This is a genomic window from Chryseobacterium turcicum (assembly GCF_021010565.1).
Lineage (GTDB): Bacteria > Bacteroidota > Bacteroidia > Flavobacteriales > Weeksellaceae > Chryseobacterium > Chryseobacterium turcicum.
Genome location: NZ_JAJNAY010000001.1, coordinates 515,729 through 537,742, shown reverse-complemented (window position 1 = coordinate 537,742; position 22,014 = coordinate 515,729). Strand labels below are relative to the sequence as shown.

Genomic DNA, 22,014 nt, shown 5'->3' with positions numbered 1-22,014 from the left:
ACTTCAAACAATTTATATTAATGAAAAATTAATATCCAAAGATTTCTTCTAAACTTACTTCTTTAAACGCTCCCATTTTGTTGATAGACTCCATATTCAGGTTTTCTCTTTTCCCGATAATGGCAGTATTATACTGTAATGGTTTGATTTCTGTGTTATAAAAACCTGTTAACTGAGGCAATGTCAAGGTCTGAATTTCAGAGTAAATATCTTTTCTGATATCATAATCTACTCCCAGTTTTTTAAGAGCCAATTGATTATAGAAAATATTCGTTCTATTGATTCTGTTTGATGCAATTTGCTTTAAAGCTGAACCTTTTGAGTTTTCAAACTGAGCCGGAATTTGTGGAAAATCAGCCATCAATTCATCCATTGCAGTAACTGCTAAAGGTAATTTATTAGACTGTGTTCCGATATAGTTGGTTACATAGTTCGGGTGATCTTTTTCTGAAGCATTAGCATAAGAAACGTATGCAGAATATGCCAAAGACTTACTTTCTCTAATCTCTTGGAATACGATAGAAGACAAACCTCTACCAAAATATTCGTTGAAAACATTCGCCTTACCAAAGTTGGCTAAGTTAACGTTGCTTCCTTTTGCTACTTTAGACATTTCCATTTGCACCATGTCATAGTTCGCAAAATATACTTTACCTTGAGTTGCAGGTTCTGCATATACTTTAGCTGTTGCAGGTTTCAAGCTTGCATTAGCAATAAATGGTTTTACCGCTTTCTCTAAATCTTTCTGATTTTCTCCATATAAGAAAACTTCGTAAGGATAATTATTCAACGTTTTCATCTTAGCCATCAATTCTGAAACATTGATATTCTGAAGACGCTCTTTAGAAATAATATCCGTCATTCTAGAATCTTTCCCATATTTAGCATAGTTGGAAAGAGCTGCCATAATTCTTGTTTTGTCTTTTTTGGCAACATCTCTAGATTCCAGAATATTTTTTACTGTTTTATTGTAAACATCCTGGTCTGCTTTCACATTTTTCAACCAGTGGTTTAATAATTCCACTCCTTTTTTCATGTTTCCTTCAAGACCGCTCAATGTAATGATGGTCTGGTCATTTGAAGTCCTGAAGCTGTTTGAAATTCCTAATTTGTAGAATTCTTCTTTCAATTGCTCCGGAGTGTATTTATCAGTCCCTAAATACTGTAAAACGCCCACCCCTAAAGAAAGTTCCTTATCGTTATCCGTTCCGAAAGGGAAAATATAGCTTACCTGTGCAACTTTATTGTATTTGTTGTTGACAAAGCTTACTTTTTTATCTTTAATCTGAGTTGTAGCAATTGCTGTTTTATAATCTACAAACTGAGGTTTGCTGTCTGTAACCTTTGTACCCAAAATATCTTTAAGGAAAGGTGACTGTGCGTTTTTATTCAATTTAATAGGTGTAATTCCTGGGTTTTCTACACGAACTAATTTATCATTAACCCCTTTTTCCTTATAAATAACAACATAATTATCTTTAAAGAAATCGTTGGCAAATTTTACTACATCAGCTTTTGAAATTTTCTCAAACTGATTGATTTCGTCTAATTCTTGTTCCCAAGTTCTTTCGCCAATATAAGCGCCGTAAAGTGTCGTTGCCAAACCGTCTGCAGTTTCCCAACCTTTCATACGCTGTACTTTCATATCATTAACGATAGCTTTCAGCATCCAATCTGGGAATTGACCTTTTTTAATTAAATCAATCTGAGCGAAAAGTAATTTTTTAGCTTCATCAAAGCTTTGTCCATCTTTCGGAGTAACATACATATTAAATGAACCGTATGTTTTAAGAGGACTTGCATACGCTCCTGCTCCTAAAGTTGTTTGTTTTTGGTTGATATTTAAATCGATTAAACCTGCGTCTCCGTTATTGCTTAAAATTTCACCTACTAAAGTTGCCAATTTAGCTTCCTGAGTTCCGTTTGAATCGGTTCTCCATGCAATTGTCATTCTTGGCGTAGATGGGCTTTTAACGGTTCTAGATACAATAGAAGTCATTGGTGCTTCAGAGACCATTTTCTTCATCGGTAATTCTTTGTATTTGAATGTACCGAAATACTGATCTACCATTTTAATCGTTTTGTCGAAATCTAAATCTCCAACCAAAACGACCGCCATGTTATTAGGAACATAATACGTATCAAAATACTTGTGAATTGCCTCCATTGAAGGACTCTTCAAATGTTCTGAAGTTCCAATGGTTGTTTGCTGACCGTTTGGATGTTTTGGGAAAAGAGCATCCATTAATGCATAATTTACCAAACGTCCGTCGTTATCCTGTGCTCTGTTGAATTCTTCGTAAACGGCTTCCAATTCTGTATGGAACAATCTTAAAACCAATTCAGAAAAACGTTCTTTTTCAACTTTAAGCCATTTTTCAAGCTCATTCGAAGGAATATTGTTTTTGTAAACTGTTTCGTCTAACCAAGTGTGAGCGTTGGTTCCTGTTGCTCCCAAAGATGAAATTGCTTTATCATATTCGTTTGCAATTGCATATTTTGAAGCTTCCTGAGAAACCTCATCTATTTTTTTGTAAAGTGCTTTTTTCTTTTCAGGATCTTTTTCTGCTTTGTGCTGTTCGTAAAGATCAGAGATTTGCTTTAAAATAGCTTTTTCTTTTGCCCAATCCTGAGTTCCCAAATGTGAAGTTCCTTTGAAAACCATGTGCTCCAAATAATGAGCAAGACCGGTATTGTCGCTAGGATCATTATTAGAACCTGTTCTTACCGGAATATAAGTCTGAATTCTCGGTGCATCGTCATTTTTAGCAAGATATACTTTCAACCCATTTTTCAAAGTATACACTCTTACTCCAGACTGGTCATTCTTCACTGTTTCGAAGCTGTAACCTTGAGCATCCGTTTGTTTCTGCGTTTCAAATTTTTGTGCTGCAGCATGTAACATCACAAAAAGAGAAAGAGAAATAAAAATTTTCTTCATATTGAAATTAATTATTTGACTATATTAGTCTTTACAACTTTTGTTTCGTTACAAATCATTTACACAATAAAACAAGTTCACCTGCGTTTGATATACAATTTAAAAATCTAAACAATGAAAAGAAAACTTTTAAACATCCTTACTGTATCTGCAATTATTACAACCATAGGCTTTCTGATGGATGGTGATGTGAAAGAACCCAGCATGACGATGAGGTTTACAGAATTTTTTGCAATGATGACCATGCTATTTTTAGCAATATCTGCAATCTATCTTCCCGCACATTCTTTAACAAAAAAATTACAGAGAGTACGTCAATAAAATTCACTTATATATTTATTGTTAGCGCGTCGAGATTTTTCTTGGCGCATTTTTATTTTTAATAGGGTCTTATATTTTCATTTCAGAATTAGTCAAAAAAAATTACACAATCTTATGTCCTGCATTTTTATTATTTTAGCCAATTGATTGATAACATAATTAACAGAAATATTTTCAGGTGAAAAAACAAGATCTCCCTCAGGACGAAAGTAACTTGAAATCAGCCAACATGACCGAAGTGTTATATGTAACTGATGAAAATAACAACTATACAACCGCAAACAGCATTGGTTGGGATGCTAAAAAAGCAGCTTTAGACGAATCTTTAGCTTTAATAAGCGAAAGAATTGAAGAAGCAAGACAAAATGTTGCCAACAATATCGTAAGCCCAATCATCTATTTTATGGAACTCAATAAAATGGATTTTCAGGTACTTGCAGCCTATGTTGACAAATGGCAATGGACCGTAAAAAGACATACCAAACCCTCAATTTTTAAAAAACTCAGCGATTCTACCCTAAAAAAATATGCCGATGCATTCGGAATTTCGGTAGATGAATTAAAAAACTTCAACGGTAAATAAAAATGAAGATTAATTTTGAACACCATCAAACTGCTCATTGCGAAAACGGTGTTGCCTCCAACTTACTCCTCAACAGAGGTTTGAAACTCAGCGAACCCATGATTTTCGGAATCGGTTCAGGTTTATTTTTTGTATATCTTCCTTTTTTGAAAGTCAATTTTTCACCCGGATTTAGCTATAGACCGATGCCCGGAGCAATTTTTAGCAAAGCAGCAAAAAGATTGGGAATTAAAATAAAAAGAATAAAATTCTCAAATCCTAAAGATGCACAAGCTGCATTAGAAAAAAATTTAGAACAAAACATCCCTACAGGCTTACAGGTTGGAGTTTTCAACCTTACCTACTTTCCTGAAGAATATAAATTTCATTTCAACGCTCACAATTTAGTCGTTTACGGAAAAGAAAATGGCAAATTCTTAATAAGTGACCCTGTGATGGATTTTGCAACGACTTTATCAGAAGCTGAACTTGAAAAAGTACGTTACGCAAAAGGTGCGCTTGCTCCAAAAGGTCATATGTACTTTCCAACTCACATTCCTGAAAATGTAAATTTGGAGGAAGCCATTAAAAAAGGAATTAAAGATACCTGTAAAAATATGCTTGCTCCCGTTCCGTTAATTGGTGTAAAAGCAATGCGCTGGGTAGCGAGAAGCATCCCGAAATGGGCAGAGAAAAAAGGTACAAAAGTGACCAATCATTACCTCGGACAATTGATTAGAATGCAGGAAGAAATCGGAACCGGCGGTGGCGGTTTCAGATTTATTTATGGGGCTTTTTTACAAGAAGCTGCTGTCATTCTTAAAAATGACGAACTGAAAGAATTATCTAAAGAAATTACCGCAATCGGTGACCTTTGGAGAGATTTCGCCGTAGATATTGCCCGAGTTTATAAGAATAGAAATTCAAAAAATGATATTTACAATCAGCTTTCAAAATCGATGCTTCATATTGCCGATTTGGAGGAAGATTTTTATAAAAAACTGAGAAAAGCAATTTAGTTTGGAACATATCATCGAAATAGAAAACCTTTACAAGAAATACAAAAATTCGGAAGATTTTTCGGTTAATGACATTTCTTTAAACATCGATAAAAACGAAATCTACGGAATTCTCGGACCAAACGGCGCCGGAAAAACCACCTTGATTTCTATGCTTTCAGGTTTAATTAAACCAACATCAGGAAGTTTTACGATTAACGGACTTTCTCCTAAAAAAGACAGCACAAAAATTAAGCAACTTATTGGGGTAGTTCCGCAAGAATATGCGCTCTACCCTACTTTAACAGCGAAAGAAAACCTGATGTTTTTTGGAAGTTTGTATGGTTTGAAACAATCGTATTTGCAAAAATCTATCGCTGAAGCTTTAGAATTGATGGGTTTAACGAAATTTGCAGATAAAAAAGTTGACCAATTTTCAGGAGGAATGAAACGCCGTTGCAATCTGATTGCCGGAACACTTCACAATCCGAAAGTTTTGTTTCTAGACGAACCAACAGTTGGCGTTGATGTACAGTCGAAAAAAGCAATCATCGATTATCTTTTAGATTTAAATAAAAAAGGAACATGCATTATTTACACTTCGCATCACCTTTCTGAAGCGGAGGAATTCTGTACAAAAATCGCCATTATCGACCATGGAAAAATTCACGCAACAGGAACACCTGAAGAATTGGTAGAAAAAGTTGCCAACGCAGAAAACTTAGAAGATGTTTTCATTTCATTAACCGGAAAAGAATTGAGAGATGTTGTATAAATTGTGGAGAAGTTTCATCAAGGAAATTCAGTTGCTGAAAAGAGATTCAGGGGGAATTGTCATTATATTTTTAATGCCGTTACTTCTGATTATTACCATCACATTAATTCAGGATTCTACTTTTAAAAATCTTGAAGGTTCAAAAATTCCAATTATTTTTATTGATCAAGATCAATCTGAAGTTTCCAAAGTCATCAAAAAAGAACTGGAAACCAGCAAAACATTTGAACTGATTACCAATTACAATGAAAAAGAGGCTGAGAAAGCTGTTTTCACAGGAGATTATCAAATGGCGATTGTTATTCCAAAAAACTTAACGAAAGATTTAAATTCAAATATTGATTCTAAAGTTCAGACCATTGTAAGCTCGTTTGGCTTGGAAAGTGATTCTACTGCCACAAAAGTTGTCGCTTCAAAGGCAAAAGACATTCATCTTTATTTTGACCCAGCAACCAATGCAGGATTTAAAAATTCTGTGATGAATGCCATCAATAAAATGGTTTTCGAAATCGAGAATAAAAAAATCTACAAAGCCTTCCAAGACCAATTAGGAACAACCGAAGACCTTGAAAATAAAAGCTTAATTACCTTCAAAGAAATCACGCCAAACAAAGGCAAGGAAGAACTAATGCCGAATTCCGTTCAGCACAACGTTCCGGCTTGGGCATTGTTTGCGATTTTCTTTATTGTCGTTCCTTTGTCTATAAATTTAGTTAAAGAAAAAAGTCAGGGAACGAGCGTGAGAGTTCGTGTGAGCCCAACACCGTACTACATTCATATTTTAGGAAAAACATTCACGTATTTAATTATTTGCATCATTCAATTTTTATTAATGGTTGCAGTCGGTATTTGGCTTTTCCCCTATATGGATTTGCCACAATTTGACGTGACCGGAAAAATGTTTCATTTAATTATTGTGACTTTATTCGCAGGGTTAGCAGCAATCGGATTTGGCGTTTTACTAGGAACTGTAGCAAAAACTCAGGAGCAATCTGCCCCATTTGGAGCAACTTCGGTTGTTGTGTTGGCTGCAATTGGCGGTATTTGGGTTCCGGTATTTTTAATGCCAGAATTTATGCAGAAAATCGCTGCTTTCTCTCCAATGAATTGGGGTTTGAATGCGTATTACGATATTATTTTAAGAAACAGCGGAATCGGTGAAATTGCGAAAGAATTGACCTTCTTATTTTTATTTTACATTGCGATGGTTACCATCTCATTATTTTATGATCGAAAACAAAATAGTGTTTAACTTTTTTAACCACTAGGAACACTAGGATTTTTCACGAAGAGCACAAGGGTGAATTGAATATTTTTATTTAAAAAAGAACTTAACTTTAAAACCTTTATGTCTATTGTGAAAAATTAGCAGTTTAAAAAAATAACGCTTAACCACTAAAAACACAAATATGAATGAGAATGAGATTTCAAAAATTATTTTTGATGCCGGATTAAAAGTTCATCGACAACTCGGAGCTGGGCTTTTGGAAAGTGCCTATGAAGAATGTTTGTACTTCGAATTAAAGAAGTCGGGATTACTGATAGAAAAACAGAAACCAATGCCCTTAATCTATGAAGATATAAAACTTGATATTGGTTACAGGCTAGATTTTTTGGTTGAAAGAAAAGTTGTTGTAGAAATAAAATCTGTAGAATCCTTAAATGACATTCATATCGCTCAAATTTTAACCTATTTAAAATTAAGTAATTGCAAATTGGGTTTACTTATTAATTTTAACTCGGTTTTGTTTAAAAATGGCGTTAAGAGATTAATCAACGGAACAATTTGACTTGTTATATTAAGAGATAATTTAAAAAATTGTGTCCTTTGTGAAAACCCTTGTGCCCTTTGTGGTAAAAAAAGAAAACAAAATGCAGTCTAAAGAAAATTTAAATTGTACCGAAGAAGTTCGTGTACGATTCAACGAAACAGACCCGCTGGGAATCGTTTGGCACGGTCATTATATCGTCTATTTTGAGGACGGAAGAGAAGCCTTCGGAAGACAGCACGGTTTGACGTATCTCGACATTCAAAAAGCAGGATTTGTAACGCCAATTGTGAAAAGCACTTGCGAACATTTCCTACCTTTAAAATATGGCGAAACATTCAACATCGTAACCACTTTCGTCAATTCTATTTCAGCGAAACTGATTTACAAATACGAGATTTTTAATCAGAATAATCAATTGGTTTGCAGCGGAGAAACCATTCAGGTTTTTCTGGATTCTGATAATAATTTATGCTTGTACAACCCTGAGTTTTTTCAGGCTTGGAAAGACAAAATGGAATTATAGTTGGCAATTGGCTATTAGCTTTTGGCTTTTCAAAATATGACTCGAAAATTTCACTAATAAATGAACAAAGAAATTTACATTACAGATTATAATTGCGTCACCCCTTTAGGTTTTGACGTTCAATCAAACTGGAAAGCACTTTTAAAAGGGAAATCTGGTGTCGCTTTGCATAAAGTCATCGATAATCAAGATGCTTTTTTTGTTTCTAAAATTGATGATGAAAAATTGGAGGAAGAATTCAATAAACTCTTCGACTCCGCTCAGAGTAGCAAGGAAAATTTCACAAGACTTGAAAAAATGTTTTTACTAAGTATAAAACCTTTGGTAGAAAGACATTCAATTTCAGATGAAACGGCTTTTATATTATCTACAACAAAAGGAAACATTAGTATCTTAAAAAATCAAACAACTTTACCGGAAGGAGTTTTCCTTTCAAGTTTAGCTCAAAAGATTGCTGATTTTTTCGGATTTAAAACTAAACCTATCGTCGTTTCTAATGCTTGTGTTTCTGGCGTAATGGCAATTTCTGTAGCGAAAAATATGATTCAGGCAGGAAAATACAAAAACGCTTTTGTACTTGCCGGAGACGAAATTTCAGAGTTTGTGATTTCAGGTTTTAATTCTTTTCAGGCAATCGGAACTGAACCTTGCAAACCGTACGACAAAAACCGTAACGGAATTAATCTGGGTGAAGCAACTGCAGCGATTTATATTACTTCAGAATTAAATCAAACTGAAAAATTTAGGTTTAAAGTTTTAGGCGATTCTGCCATTAATGATGCCAATCATATTTCCGGACCCTCAAGAACTGGTGACGGATTGTTTGCAAGCATTCAAAATGCAATGAAAGAAGCAAAAGTTTCAGCCGAAAAAATCGATTTTATTTCCGCTCACGGAACAGCAACAATTTACAACGACGAAATGGAAGCCATCGCTTTCAACAGGATGGATTTACAAAACGTTCCTCTAAACAGTATGAAAGGCTATTACGGACATTGTTTGGGCGCGGCAGGATTGTTAGAAAGCATTATTTCAATGGAATCTGCTTTAAACAAAACCTTAATTCCTTCTAAAAACTTTGAAGAAATGGGAGTTTCTCAAGATTTAAATATTATCAAAGAAAATCAACCAGTAGAAATTAAATATATTCTGAAAACAGCATCAGGTTTTGGTGGCTGTAATGCGGCAATTGTTTTGGAGAAAGCATAAAATAATTTTGTAATTTTGATAGAATTAAAGTTTTAGGAAATGGACTCTACTTTAGAAATCAGAAAAAGAATTCACAATTTTATTGATGAAGCAGATGAGCGTATTCTTCGCATTTTCAATGCAATAATTGAGGCTGAAGAGGAAGATTCAGAATTAGAAACTTCAGAATACCCACAAGTTCCGGACTATGTATATGACCGGATTGAAGAAGAGCGTGAAAAATATCTGAAGGGTGAATCAAAAACATCTTCTTGGGAAGAGGTGAAAGCAAGATTGATGGATAAATTATGACTTACCACCTATCCTTATCTCCAAATACTGAAGCTGATTTACTTGAAGCTGCATTATGGTATGAAAGTAGGCAAATTGGTCTTGGAAAAAAATTTACGCAAAAAGTCGAATTTTATTTTTCACGAATTCAAAATAATCCACTGCATTTTCCTTTGAAAAAAGAAAATTTACGTGAAGCGTATATTCAAAAATTCCCTTTTATTATCATTTTTGAAGTTATTGAAAAGGAAATTATCGTCTTCTCTGTTTTCAACACGCATCAAAACCCAGAACGAAAGCCCTAATACTTTTATTGAAACTTATTAATGAAGAAAACAGATATTTGCACTATAGAAAACTCGAAAATTGTTCTCAACAACGAAATTATTTTTGAAACTCAAACCGAAAATTTTTCAGATTTTGCGAAAGAAGCTTATAAAAGTTTAGAAATCAATTATCCAAAATTTCATAAGATGGATAACTTGAGTAAGCTGGCTTTTCTTGCTTCCGAAATGATTTTAAAAGACCAAGACAACAGCAAAACAGCTTTAGTTTTCGCCAACAAATCATCAAGTCTCGATACCGATTTTAAATATCAGGAAAGCATCAATTCTCAGGACAATTATTTCCCGAGTCCTGCCGTTTTTGTTTACACTTTACCCAATATTTGTGTAGGCGAAATCAGCATTAAACATAAAATGCAGACCGAAAATGCTTTTTTTGTTTTGGATGAATTTGATGAAAAGTTTTTAAACACTTATGCGGCACAAATTATGCAATCAAAAAAAGCCGAAAAAGTCTTGTGTGGCTGGGTCGAACTATATCAGGAAAGTTATAAAGCTTTTGTATATTTGCTCACATTATAAATTTGATAATTTGAAAATGTGCTAACTTGAAAATGAAAGATATTATCATAATTAAGTACAGCAATTATTTAACAAAATATTTTTTTTATTTAAAATTTAATATTTTGTTAAACGTTTTCAAATTATCTAATTAACATATTTTCAAATTAATTTTTATGGAAGATTTAAAATTAGAATTAAAAAACAAAATCATCGAAACTCTTAATCTTGAAGACGTTGCAATAGAAGAAATTAAAGATACAGACCCTCTTTTTGGTGGTGGTCTTGGATTAGATTCTATCGACGCTCTAGAATTAATTGTACTTCTTGACAAAGACTACGGAATTAAATTATCTGACCCTAAAAAAGGAAAAGAAATCTTCCAATCTATCGAGGTGATGGCAAAATTCATCGAAGAAAACAGAACAAAATAAATTAATATACCAATGTATCAATATAACAGTCTAGCAATTGGTAAACTGTTACATTGATGCATTGTTACATTTGGTAAAAGATGAGTCAAAAAATTGCCATTACAGGAATGGGCATTATTTCCTCCATTGGTAACAATGTTGAGGAAAATTTTATTTCGCTAACGACCGGTAAACATGGTATCTCAGATATCGAAATGTTTGAAACCAGTCTTTCCGGAAAATTCAAAACGGGCGAAATAAAATTATCTAATGAAGCCTTAGTGCAGAAACTTCAGCTTGCTGAAGACAACAATGCGACAAGAACCGCTTTATTAGGAATGATTGCCGCTAAAGAAGCCGTAGAAAGTGCCAAAATTTCGGATGTTAACGAGTACAAAACCGGGCTTATTTCTTCCACAAGCGTGGGCGGAATGGACGTTACCGAAAAATATTTCTATTCTTACGAAGATTTCCCTGAAAAGCAAAAATACATTGACGCTCACGATGCAGGAAATTCATCGCTTGCCATTGCAGAATCATTAGGCTTGAAAGGAATGGTTTCTACCATCAGTACTGCTTGTTCATCAGCTGCCAATGCAATTATGATGGGTGCGAAACTCATTAAAAATGGCGTTTTAGACCGTGTGATTGTTGGCGGAACAGATTCTCTTTCAAAATTCACTTTAAATGGATTCAACACGTTAATGATTCTTACAGATTCTTACAACACCCCTTTCGACAACGACAGAAAAGGTCTGAATCTTGGTGAAGCAGCCGCGTTTATTATTTTGGAATCTGACGAATTGGTAAAAAAAGAAAACAAAAAGGTTTTAGCCTATCTTTCAGGATATGGAAACGCCAATGATGCACATCATCAAACCGCTTCTTCAGAAAACGGACAAGGTGCTTATCTAGCAATGGAAAAAGCATTGAAAGTTTCTGGTTTAGAGAAGGAAAACATCGATTATATCAACGTTCACGGAACGGCAACACCAAACAACGATTTGTCGGAAGGAATTGCGATGATAAGAATTTTTGGAGAAAATCAAGTTCCGGAATTCAGTTCTACAAAAGCATTTACAGGTCACACTTTAGCTGCTGCTGCAGGAATTGAAGCTGTTTATTCAATTTTGGCAATGCAAAACAACGTCATTTTCCCAAATTTGAATTTTAAAACAAAAATGGAAGAATTTGACTTAAAACCCGTTACAGAATTGAAAGAAAAAAACATCAATCACGTTCTTTCCAATTCGTTTGGGTTTGGAGGAAATTGTTCAACCTTAATTTTTTCAAAATCGTGAGCCCCGTTTACATCAACAGTGCAGCCTGCATCTCGGTTCAGGACACTTTAAACGAAAACTTTTTCAGTAATTTAAAACCTGAAAATTCAGCTCAGATTTTAAAAGCTATTGAGCCCAATTACAAACAATTCATTCCGCCTGCAGCAAGCAGAAGAATGTCTAAAACTGTAAAAATGAGCTCCGTAGCTTCCCACTTCGCACTAAAAGAAGCCGGAATAGAAAATCCTGATGCTGTAATTGTAGGAACAGGAATGGGTTGTTCACAAGACTCTGAAAAATTTCTTAAAAATGTTTTGGAAAATAATGAAGAATTTCTGACTCCTACTTATTTTATTCAATCGACTCACAATACCGTTGCAGGACAAATCGCTTTGGGATTGCAATGTCACGGCTATAATTTCACATACGTCAACACCTCTTCTTCTCTAGAATTTTCTCTGTTGGATGCTCAACTTCAAATCAATGATGATGAAGCTTCAAACATTTTGGTGGGTTCTACAGACGAACAAACCGATAGAACAATGGAATTGTACAAATTAAACAATACCATCAAAAAAGAAGAAAATTTTCCCGTTGATTATTTAAACTCAAAAACTGATGGAGTTATTTGGGGAGAAGGTTCTAGTTTTTTTGTTTTAGGAAAAGAAAAAACAGAAAGCACTTATGCTAAACTTACAGATATTCAAATTATTAATCAATTAGATTTAAATGAAACTCAAAAATTCATTGAAGATTTTTTAACAAAGACTCAATTAACAACTCAGGATATTGATGCTGTTATTTTAGGATTTAGTGGAGATTCTGAATCTGATGTTTATTATAAAAATGCTTCGGAAATATTTCCAAATTCATCACAATTATATTACAAGCATTTGAGTGGAGAATTCAATACAGCAAATGGGTTTTCAACATTTATGGCCTGTCATATTTTAAAAAATCAGGAAATTCCTGAAGTGATGATGATTAATAATATAAAAAAAGAAAGTATTAAAAATATACTTCTTTATAATCACTTAGGAGGAAATGACCATAGTCTAGTTTTCTTAGAGAAAACTTAAATCTAAAAAGATGAAATACTACTCTTTAATCTGTTTTCTATTCATTTTAATACCTCAGTCGTTTTATAGCCAAAAAGTTTTAGAGGAAAATCCAAATTGGATTAAGTACTCAAAAGTAGCAATCATTAATAGTCATTCAAATCAAACTACTGTTTATCATTTGAAAAACGGAAAACCTTTTTTAGAAGAAATATTTGAGGATGACTCTTTAATTTCAACTACTAAAATTGATAGCTCGATAGAAATCTTGGAAAAAGACACTATTAATAATACCTATTCAAGTACTGGTAATTTAATGCGCGATTCTGAGATTAATTATTTTTACAATGATAAAAATCAATTAACCTCAGAACACGGAATTCTCTCTGTATATTCAAAAACTTATCAATATAATAAGGAGGGACTTATTTCAAAACAGTATGAACGGCAATTTAACGGATCATTAGGTTACATAACAGGTAGCATGAATAGCTTTTCTTATGATAAATGCAAGAACATTATAGAAAATAAGACAAAGTCTATCAGATTAAAAGACGAAAATATTATTCTTCAAGATTATGATTTTAAAGATGCGGTTGTGCTTAATTATCAATATGTTTATAACAGAGACTGTTTATGGATTAAGAAATATTTTATCGATAAAGAAGGTCGAAAAACATTATTGAACAGCAGATTAATAGAATAATTTAAAAAACCAGTCAAAATGAAACATTATCCATTCATTGTTTTTTACATTTTCTGCAACGTTTTTATCTATGCATTTCAGGCTACATTTTGGGTTTACATCTTTTGCTTCATCCTATTTTCAGCGGTTGTTATTTGGGGTTCATTCGACATCACATTAAGCTATTTTGTCAACAGTTTTACCCATAAAAGAACAAAAATCAAAGAAGTGGCTTTGACTTTTGATGATGGACCGACCGAGTTTACACCGAAGTTTTTAGACTTACTAAAAGAGAATAATATCAAAGCGACTTTTTTCTGTATCGGAAAACAAATCGAAAAATATCCCGAAACGTTTCAAAGAATCATTGCTGAAGGTCATACCATTGGGAATCATACGTTTTCACATTCTAATAATACTGGTTTTTTATCCACTTCAAAGATGATTGAAGAAATTCAAAAATGTGATGAAGTAATGATGAAAGTCAGAAATATCAAAACCAATTTATACAGACCTCCTTTTGGCGTTACCAATCCGAATATTGCAAAAGCAATCCAAAAAACTCATAAGAAAAGCATCGGCTGGAATGTTCGTTCTTTAGATACGATTACAGAAAATGAGAAAAAAATTCATCGAAAAGTCACCAAAAACTTAAAAAAAGGCAGCATTATTCTGCTTCACGACACATCAGAAAAAACGTACAATGTTTTGGTAGATTTATTACTATTTTTGGAACGTGAAAAGTATTCAACTTTTAGAATTGATAATATTTTAACCACAAAAGCTTTAACACATTAGTTTTTTTAAGTTTAATACTTTGAAAATAGAAGTTCACATAAGGCGAAAATCAAAGATTTTCAAAAACTAATGTGTTCTTTTAACAAGTCGAATTGCGAACTTTCAAGTAACTTATGTGTTATAAAAAACGTTTGTGCCTTTTGTAGTTAGATTTTAAAATAAAAATAATGATAAAAAATATAGCTCTCGGAGCATTCTTATTAATTTCAGGCTTTGTTTTTGCACAAAACACAGCGATGACAAGTGCGGAAATAAAAGCGTTTGTCTCTAATATTTCATCAGAAACAAAAGAAATAAAGACTTTACAAAGCGACTTTACGCAAACCAAAAAGATGGATTTTTTGGATAAAAGCATTGTTACTTATGGAAAAATGTCTTTAAAATCACCAAATACATTAAGCTGGAAATACACAAAACCATATCAATACAGCATTATTTTTAAGGATAATAAAATCTTCATCAACGACCAGGGAAAGAAATCTTCCGTGGATGCAAAGAGCAAAACTTTTGAAAAAATCAATAAACTGATTGTAGGAAGTTCAAACGGAAAAATGTTTAGTGACCCAGAATTTGCGGTTGCCTATTTTAAAAACGGAACCTCCAACATCGCAAAGTTTACTCCGAAATCGGCTCAATTATTGAAATATATCAAGCAAATTGAGCTTCATTTTCCTAAAAATCAGACGACGGTTTCGCAGGTTAATATGACGGAAGCTTCAGGTGACACGACCAATATTATGTTCAAAAACACAAAAATCAATGCGCCGATTCCTGCTTCAGAGTTTTCTTTATAGTCTGATTTGCTTGCTGCTGGTTTCGTGTAAAACGTACAAGCTTACCGATGTAAAATCTGTTTCTAATTCAGAAAAAACGGTTGAAAATCTATATTTTTCATCAAAAGAAGATTACGTTTATAAATGCCAAATGGATATTTATAAAAATCACGTCAGCGGAATTTTAATTCTAAAAAAAATCAGCGAAACAACCCATCGTGTCGTATTAACTTCAGACTTTGGAAATAAATTGATTGACTTTGAAGTTTCAGAAAATGATTTTAAATTAAATTACGTTCTTCCTGATTTAGATAAAAAAATCGTTATTAATTTTTTGAAAAGTGATTTTCAGGAACTTTTAAAGCAAAAATATGCTGTACATGAAAGTTTTGAAAATGAAAATTCTAAAATTTATCTTTCAAAAATTGATAAGAAAAACTATTATTTATTTTTCAACAAAGAAAATAATATGCTTAAACAAATCATTTATACCAAGAACAATAAGGAGAAAATCGATTTTACTTTTGATGCAAAAACACCTATCTTCGCCGATAGTTTGAATCTTCAACATAAAGATTTCAAAATCAATATAAAACTATTTCAAATCACTGAAACTGAATAAACCATTCATGAAAAAAATTCATTTCTTAGCCTTTTTATTTTTCTCAAGTTTGTCTTTTGCACAAGTAACTTTTAAGCTTGGATTAAGAGCTGGAGCAAATTTCACCCATTTTACTCAAGGAAAAGGGACTGTTCAAAATGGAGAAATTGAGTTCAATGAGGGTACAGATTCTTATTCTCCTGTTGAAATTCCCTATAAATTTACAAATCGTACTGATTTCTATATCGGTTTTTTCGGAAATATAAGACTCGCCAAATTTTATGCTTTACAACCAGAATTTAATTATTCAAGGCAAGGCTCAAAAGTCGAAACTCCTATAAAACATACGAGAAATGAATATAAAATTTCGTATTTTGGGACTCAACTTATAAATAAATTTTATTTTAAAAACTTTAATGTTCTTGTAGGACCAACCGTTGATATTGTTGTCGAAAAAGATTTTAATCCTTCTTATGATTTCGATATAGGAATCACCGCAGGAGGTGGATATGACATTACTCAAAATTTAGGTGTTGAAGCACGAGTAAAACATGGTTTTTTACATACTATCAATAATTATCAGGGTAAACATGCCAATGTAGTTTTTCAAGCAGGACTTTACTATACATTTAACATGAAAAAATAATTGTAATGCAAACTATTCTCACCGATTTTTACACTTTAGAATCTCACGAAAAAGCAGAAAACGGAAGTTTTACTGCTCATATTTCTCTGAACAAAAATCACGATATTTTTAAAGGACATTTTCCAGGAAATCCTGTAACACCAGGGGTTTGTATGATGCAGATTGTAAAAGAACTGACCGAAGAATTTACAGGCAAGAAATTATTTCTAAAATCGGCTTCCAACGTCAAATTTATGGCAATTATCAATCCTTTTGAAACGCCGGATTTAACTTTACAACTGGATATTAAGGAAGGCGAAGAAGAAATTAAAGTAAAAAACGTGACTTCTTTTGGCGAGACTATTGCATTAAAAATGTCGGTAAACTATAAAAAATAGACTATGAAATCGCTAAATATTTTGGAGCACAAATTTCAATGAAAAAGACTGCGATTCCATATGACCATTAAAAACAAAATTATCTCCATATGAAACTTATTTTCTCGTTTCTGACCGCTTTTTTTCTGTTCTTTCAATCAGACCTTGAAGATTTGAGAAATAGCTATGAAAAAGCAAATTCTTCCACGGCAAATACGCAAAGCTTTATTACGATTGCTGAAAAGCAAACAGGTTCTGATGCGGTAACAACAGGTTATAAAGCTGCTGCGAAAATAATGGAGGCCAAAATTGTAACCAAAAACAGAAAAGCACTCGTAAAATCTGGAGCGACAAGTCTTGAAAGTATTATTAAAAGTAATCCGAATAACGCCGAATTGAGAGTTATAAGAATGAGCGTTCAGGAAAACATTCCTAAGATTGTAGGATATCGCGGAAGTTTAAAAGACGACAAAGCCTTTCTCTTAAATAATTACAGCAAACAAAATGCAGCGCTAAAAACTTATATCAAGAAGTTCGCAACGCAGTCTAAGACCATGACAGACGCAGAAAAAGCAATGCTAAAATAAAACAATGACCCTTCCTGAAGTACAAAATGCAATTTCCGAAAAGAAAATCTGCGTTTTAATTCCTACTTACAATAACGAAAAAACTTTGAAAAGAGTGATTGACGGTGTTTTAGATTACACCGAAAATATTATCGTTATCAATGATGGCTCTACCGATTCTACTTTACAGATTTTAGAAAAATATTCGATTACGATTATTAATCTATCAGAAAACAAAGGAAAAGGAAATGCGCTGAAAATAGGTTTCAGAAAAGCAAAAGAATCAGGTTATGATTATGCCATCACCATCGATTCAGACGGACAACATTATCCTGATGACATACCTGTTTTTGTAGAAAATTTATTAAACGAAAACCAAGATGTTTTATTAATAGGAAACCGAAATATGTCACAAGACGGTATCCCCAAAAAAAGCAGTTTTGGGAATCGTTTTTCTAATTTTTGGTTTTGGTTTGAGACCGGAATAAAGCTTGAAGACACACAATCTGGTTATCGATTGTATCCTTTACATAAAATTCCTAAAAAATATTTTACTCCAAAATTTGAATTTGAGATTGAAATTATTGTAAGAACAGCTTGGAGACACGTTCCTGTAAAAAATGTTCCCATCAAGGTTTTATATGACCCTGCAGAAAGGGTTTCTCATTTCAGACCATTTAAAGATTTTACGAGAATCAGTATTTTGAATACGATTTTAGTAACGATTACTTTGCTTTATATTATTCCGAGAAATTTCATTAATAATTTCAGAAAAAAAAGTTTTAAAAAATTTATTCAGGAAGATGTTCTGGAAAGCGACGGAAGCAACCGCGTCAAAGCATTTTCCATAGCTCTTGGTGTTTTCATCGGACTTTCTCCGTTTTGGGGATTTCAAACATTATTGGTAATTTCTTTATCTGTCCTTTTCAAACTCAATAAAGTTTTAGCTTTTGTAGCTTCTAACGTTAGTTTGCCACCATTTATTCCGTTTATCATTGCAGCTTCACTCTTTTTGGGAGCGCCTTTCATTTCGGGAGATTCTAATATTTTAAGTCAAGATTTGAATTTCGATTTAGTGAAAAATAATTTGTTGCAATACATTATTGGCAGTTTTATTCTAGCGAGTACAATGTCTGTAATTTCAGGAATTACAGCTTTTCTGTTTCTAAATAAAATAAGCCCCAAGAATAATTAATTTTCATAAAAAACTGCAAAGCCTTTCGACTTTGCAGAATTAATTTAAAGTTACAATTGAATCTTATTTTTTAATTATTTTCTGAGAATACGTTTTTCCATTCTTATCGATTAAAACCAATACATAATTGCCCGAACTTAATTGTTTAACAGAAATTGATTCTTTCTCAATTTTTGTCTGTAAAACCATTTTCCCACTAAGTTCATACACTTTTGCATCAACCGGAGTAAAGTTTTTGTTAGATTTAAAATTAAGAATATCAAGAACAGGATTTGGATATACCGTCAATAGGTTTTGAGTATCTTCTACCTCCTTAGTTCCTAAACTGGCTCCTTCTATTACGTGAAGGGTTGTATTTGGCGTAACATTATCGATGATATCAACCAATCCGGAAGGCCATTTTATCACCACTTTTGTAATGGCAGTAGCCTGACCAATCCCGAAATGCGTATTCAATGTATTCATATTTCTGAATCCTACCCCACTTTGTACATCTCGAATCTGTTTTCCCCAAGCACCATAAATTTCCACTCTTGCACCAATTCCGTTTCTGTTGCTTTGCGTTCCTTGCAAAGTTACTTTTAGCCATTTATTAGTGTTTCCAGCATTCAGCATAATGCTATTTCCATTCTGAATATCAAGAAAACCATCAATGTTAAGGTCCCCAACGGGTCTGTTGTTGTAATTCAAATTATAAGCTGTTGCATTAGGAGTAAATTGCAAATTCCCATCACCGAACATAATATTGTTTCCGGCTCCTAAAACATCCAAAAACCCATCATTATCAAAATCATAGGCAACATATTCTCTGCTTAAACCATTTGTAGTATCATAACCCGAGCCCACAGAAACATCTGAAAAGGTTCCATCCCCGTTATTTTTCATCACCTTGCTGGCTCCATTCGCTGTGGAATTCATCCCTACAATAGCATCCATCCAGCCATCATTATTAAAATCTCCCCAAGCTGAAGACCAAGTCTGAACAGGATTTGCCATATTAGCCGCTGCAGCAACATTGGTAAAAGTGCCATTCCCGTTATTTCGATGAAGCTCATCAATATTTCCACCAGGCCCAGAACCTCCACCGCTGCATTTTGCGATAAATAAATCCATATCGCCATCATTATCATAATCAACCCAAATGGAACCATAATTACCACCTGAAGGAAAATCTCCCATACCGCCCTGATTATGATTCATATTGGTTCCGTCATTCATATAGAATCTGTTGGGAGCATTATCATCACAGACAAAAGCATCTAGTTTTCCGTCTTTATTAATATCTACAAAATTGGTACGCTGCGTAAGAAAAGATTGAGGCTTCCTGTCTATGGTGAAGCCCGTTCCTGTTGCATTGGCTTTTACAAAAGCAATCCCACTGCCCGAACCATAGATTAGGTCATTAAACCCATTATTATCATAATCTCCGGCTGCAATACTCCAATATGGCAAAACGTCAGTATAAGGAATTGTATATGATACTTCATTAAAAGTACCTCCGGGCTGTTGATATGCAATTACAATCTGCGTATTATTTACCACGGATACAATATCATCCAAATAATCGCCATTCATGTCTACCACACAATGATTATAAATACCTGGCGCATTTATATTCTGTTGAGTAAATGATAATCGACTTGGTAAAGGAATAGTTTCAGCAATTGAAAAATTAAACCCAGAACTAGTCCACCTACTATCAAAAGTGATATAATAAGTTGTTCCGGTTGTTGCGGTAAAAGTAACCTGAGAAGGTAAGCCTAGAAAATCATCATTTGCAGTCACACAGGTCTGGCTTCCGCAATTTCCTTGAAAAACGATAAGTCTTGTATCCACATTTTGTCCTGGTAAAGCTGTAGAAACAGTAATATTACCATTTTGAGTGGCTGTATATTTGTACCATAATGCGGCATTTCCAATCCCCGCAAGCGTACATGCTGTTGTGAGAGGTGTACCTGTGATTGTAGGAGCAGTATGCGTTCCGGGGGTAAGATTTACTGCTGTAGCACAGGTTAATTGTGCATTTCCCCATGTTATACTAAATAATACAACAAAAAAGGATAGTTTTTTTTTCATGGTTATTTTTTAGTTTGGTTTTAGTTTTATGGACAGTTTTGATTCAAAGAATTAATCCATTGTTTCAAAAGCTCTACTCCTTCATCATGTACCACCGTTCTTCCCAATAAAGGCATTCTCATACTTTCATCTACAGAATTGAGTCTATAATCCATTATCGATTTATTATGATTTCCCGGAGTAATAATCCTTTCTAAAGATTGGTCGATAGGCTCATCTGCAGTTACACAAACTCCCATATTTGCAAAATTGGCAGTTTTATTAAAGCTCAGTCGTATCGCTCTATAATCACAACGAGCCTTTTCCTGATGACAATGTGCACAATTGATATCAACATATGAACGCAATCGAATATCTAGCGGTTTACTGGTATCTCTGTAATCAACTGTAGAAACGATATTTGAAGGATAACTTTGCAAATAACCTTCATCAACAAGCTTCTGTAATTGATTTTTGAGTCCGTTGGGATAATTATAGGAAACATTAAGATTTTGAGGCTTCACACCAATTGGAACCGGTTGATTATCCAATTTATGGCACGCATAACATTCCGATTCTGAAGGAATTCTATATGCTGTGGTGACAATATCATTATTCGTTTTCTTAAATGTAACATTTTTTGAGCTTCCGCTTGTAAAATCAGCTCCTGTTACCAAATTGGCCTCAGTCTGCTCATCATTCCACAAATATTCAGCAAATATCCAACCGCTAGCTTTTTTAATCATTAATCTTGTCTCAATGATTTTCGTGGTATTTCCGGGTTGAACAGTATTGTAATAAAAGTTTTTAATTAAAACTGTTCCCACAGGAAAATTTAACGATTGGTCATCTGAAGCATAAGTTGCTTTCGTAGATTCTGGCATCCAAATAAATCTCTTTTTTAGGGCATAATCTGTAAAAAGCGAGCTTGCGGGTTCATAAGGAATCACTTTTTTTGATGGATTTAAGTTTTTTAAATCTCCCGTAAAAAAAGAATATGTTGACAGTTTTGCATAGGGAACCGCATCAATATTAAAGTTCACAAACGGACTTTCTGCTTCTACGGCTTCCATTTTTTCATCATTTTTACAAGAAAGAAGGAGCAAAAAAGATAAAATTAAAAAATAAATTTTCTTCATTAATTCAATAGTTTTGGAAAAACGAATATAAATATTTAACACATTCACTACCAAACATTTTCACAAAAAACAAATAATTATATTTAGAATAATTCAATGAAACAAATTAAAAAATACAAAATTTACTGAAAACAGAAGAAAATACGACAACAAACATAATTTAACTAAAACTAAAAAAGCTACAAGAATTTCTTCTCATAGCCCTATTTCAATAAAATATTTTGTTCTAAAAA

Annotated in this window: 25 protein-coding genes; 22 read left to right on the top strand and 3 right to left on the bottom strand. The window is 33.3% G+C overall.

Translation table 11 applies throughout. From position 1 onward, the window contains the following. Window positions 1-28: 28 nt before the first annotated feature. Entirely contained in the window at window positions 29-2,941 is a 2,913-nt protein-coding gene (locus LO744_RS02625; RefSeq protein WP_230667055.1) for an insulinase family protein, read from the bottom strand. Between the two features lie 114 nt (window positions 2,942-3,055). Here LO744_RS02625 and LO744_RS02620 point away from each other — a divergent pair, with 114 nt between their 5' ends. The 22 genes from LO744_RS02620 to LO744_RS02515 all read left to right on the top strand — a co-directional run bounded on the left by LO744_RS02620 (window position 3,056) and on the right by LO744_RS02515 (window position 18,587). Beyond that, window positions 3,056-3,262: a hypothetical protein gene (locus LO744_RS02620; protein ID WP_230667054.1), complete on the top strand. Its 207-nt coding sequence runs from the start codon at window positions 3,056-3,058 to the stop codon at window positions 3,260-3,262. A gap of 178 nt (window positions 3,263-3,440) precedes the next feature. Beyond that, the gene (locus tag LO744_RS02615; protein ID WP_230667053.1) at window positions 3,441-3,845 is read left to right on the top strand and encodes a hypothetical protein; all 405 of its coding nucleotides are present in this window, start codon (window positions 3,441-3,443) and stop codon (window positions 3,843-3,845) included. A 2-nt stretch (window positions 3,846-3,847) separates the two neighbouring features. Further along, window positions 3,848-4,843, top strand: a complete 996-nt coding sequence (locus LO744_RS02610) for a BtrH N-terminal domain-containing protein (RefSeq protein WP_230667052.1) — start codon at window positions 3,848-3,850, stop codon at window positions 4,841-4,843. Between the two features lies 1 nt (window position 4,844). Continuing rightward, the gene (locus LO744_RS02605; protein WP_230667051.1) at window positions 4,845-5,597 is read left to right on the top strand and encodes an ABC transporter ATP-binding protein; all 753 of its coding nucleotides are present in this window, start codon (window positions 4,845-4,847) and stop codon (window positions 5,595-5,597) included. Next, complete coding sequence (locus LO744_RS02600) at window positions 5,587-6,849, top strand: ABC transporter permease (RefSeq protein ID WP_230667050.1); 1,263 nt, start codon at window positions 5,587-5,589, stop codon at window positions 6,847-6,849. The genes LO744_RS02605 and LO744_RS02600 overlap by 11 nt, the downstream gene beginning before the upstream one ends. 157 nt (window positions 6,850-7,006) lie before the next feature. Then, complete coding sequence (locus tag LO744_RS02595; RefSeq protein ID WP_230667049.1) at window positions 7,007-7,387, top strand: GxxExxY protein; 381 nt, start codon at window positions 7,007-7,009, stop codon at window positions 7,385-7,387. An 82-nt stretch (window positions 7,388-7,469) separates the two neighbouring features. Beyond that, entirely contained in the window at window positions 7,470-7,892 is a 423-nt protein-coding gene (locus LO744_RS02590; RefSeq protein ID WP_230667048.1) for an acyl-CoA thioesterase, read from the top strand. A 60-nt stretch (window positions 7,893-7,952) separates the two neighbouring features. Further along, window positions 7,953-9,101: a beta-ketoacyl synthase N-terminal-like domain-containing protein gene (locus LO744_RS02585; RefSeq protein ID WP_230667047.1), complete on the top strand. Its 1,149-nt coding sequence runs from the start codon at window positions 7,953-7,955 to the stop codon at window positions 9,099-9,101. 39 nt (window positions 9,102-9,140) lie between these two features. Then, the gene (locus tag LO744_RS02580; protein ID WP_230667046.1) at window positions 9,141-9,392 is read left to right on the top strand and encodes an addiction module family protein; all 252 of its coding nucleotides are present in this window, start codon (window positions 9,141-9,143) and stop codon (window positions 9,390-9,392) included. Further along, complete coding sequence (locus LO744_RS02575) at window positions 9,389-9,676, top strand: type II toxin-antitoxin system RelE/ParE family toxin (RefSeq protein WP_230667045.1); 288 nt, start codon at window positions 9,389-9,391, stop codon at window positions 9,674-9,676. Before LO744_RS02580 ends, LO744_RS02575 begins: the two co-directional genes overlap by 4 nt. 21 nt (window positions 9,677-9,697) lie before the next feature. After that, window positions 9,698-10,237 carry a 3-oxoacyl-ACP synthase gene (locus tag LO744_RS02570; RefSeq protein ID WP_230667044.1) on the top strand — a complete coding sequence of 180 codons (540 nt, stop codon included), beginning with the start codon at window positions 9,698-9,700 and terminating at the stop codon, window positions 10,235-10,237. A gap of 155 nt (window positions 10,238-10,392) precedes the next feature. After that, window positions 10,393-10,650, top strand: a complete 258-nt coding sequence (locus LO744_RS02565) for a phosphopantetheine-binding protein (RefSeq protein ID WP_230667043.1) — start codon at window positions 10,393-10,395, stop codon at window positions 10,648-10,650. Between the two features lie 80 nt (window positions 10,651-10,730). Further along, the gene (locus LO744_RS02560; protein WP_230667042.1) at window positions 10,731-11,930 is read left to right on the top strand and encodes a beta-ketoacyl-[acyl-carrier-protein] synthase family protein; all 1,200 of its coding nucleotides are present in this window, start codon (window positions 10,731-10,733) and stop codon (window positions 11,928-11,930) included. Beyond that, a complete protein-coding gene (locus LO744_RS02555; RefSeq protein ID WP_230667041.1) occupies window positions 11,927-12,988 on the top strand; it encodes a beta-ketoacyl synthase N-terminal-like domain-containing protein in 1,062 nt (353 codons plus the stop codon). Before LO744_RS02560 ends, LO744_RS02555 begins: the two co-directional genes overlap by 4 nt. Before the next feature lie 10 nt (window positions 12,989-12,998). Continuing rightward, complete coding sequence (locus LO744_RS02550) at window positions 12,999-13,673, top strand: hypothetical protein (RefSeq protein ID WP_230667040.1); 675 nt, start codon at window positions 12,999-13,001, stop codon at window positions 13,671-13,673. An 18-nt stretch (window positions 13,674-13,691) separates the two neighbouring features. Next, on the top strand, window positions 13,692-14,450 hold the full coding sequence (locus LO744_RS02545; protein ID WP_230667039.1) for a polysaccharide deacetylase family protein: 759 nt from the start codon (window positions 13,692-13,694) through the stop codon (window positions 14,448-14,450). A gap of 167 nt (window positions 14,451-14,617) precedes the next feature. Continuing rightward, window positions 14,618-15,244, top strand: a complete 627-nt coding sequence (locus LO744_RS02540) for a LolA family protein (protein ID WP_230667038.1) — start codon at window positions 14,618-14,620, stop codon at window positions 15,242-15,244. Then, a complete protein-coding gene (locus LO744_RS02535; protein WP_230667037.1) occupies window positions 15,210-15,845 on the top strand; it encodes a hypothetical protein in 636 nt (211 codons plus the stop codon). The genes LO744_RS02540 and LO744_RS02535 overlap by 35 nt, the downstream gene beginning before the upstream one ends. A 7-nt stretch (window positions 15,846-15,852) precedes the next feature. Beyond that, entirely contained in the window at window positions 15,853-16,470 is a 618-nt protein-coding gene (locus LO744_RS02530) for an outer membrane beta-barrel protein (RefSeq protein WP_230667036.1), read from the top strand. 5 nt (window positions 16,471-16,475) lie between these two features. Then, complete coding sequence (locus LO744_RS02525) at window positions 16,476-16,847, top strand: 3-hydroxyacyl-ACP dehydratase (RefSeq protein WP_230667035.1); 372 nt, start codon at window positions 16,476-16,478, stop codon at window positions 16,845-16,847. 89 nt (window positions 16,848-16,936) lie between these two features. Then, window positions 16,937-17,413: a hypothetical protein gene (locus LO744_RS02520; RefSeq protein ID WP_230667034.1), complete on the top strand. Its 477-nt coding sequence runs from the start codon at window positions 16,937-16,939 to the stop codon at window positions 17,411-17,413. A 4-nt stretch (window positions 17,414-17,417) separates the two neighbouring features. Continuing rightward, a complete protein-coding gene (locus tag LO744_RS02515; protein ID WP_230667033.1) occupies window positions 17,418-18,587 on the top strand; it encodes a DUF2062 domain-containing protein in 1,170 nt (389 codons plus the stop codon). A gap of 63 nt (window positions 18,588-18,650) precedes the next feature. Here the strand turns inward: LO744_RS02515 and LO744_RS02510 are convergent, their stop codons facing one another. Both LO744_RS02510 and LO744_RS02505 read right to left on the bottom strand, forming a co-directional pair. Further along, entirely contained in the window at window positions 18,651-20,663 is a 2,013-nt protein-coding gene (locus LO744_RS02510) for an FG-GAP-like repeat-containing protein (protein ID WP_230667032.1), read from the bottom strand. Between the two features lie 26 nt (window positions 20,664-20,689). Beyond that, window positions 20,690-21,781 (bottom strand): hypothetical protein, encoded by a 1,092-nt coding sequence (locus tag LO744_RS02505; protein WP_230667031.1) that lies wholly within the window; start codon window positions 21,779-21,781, stop codon window positions 20,690-20,692. Window positions 21,782-22,014: the final 233 nt, after the last annotated feature.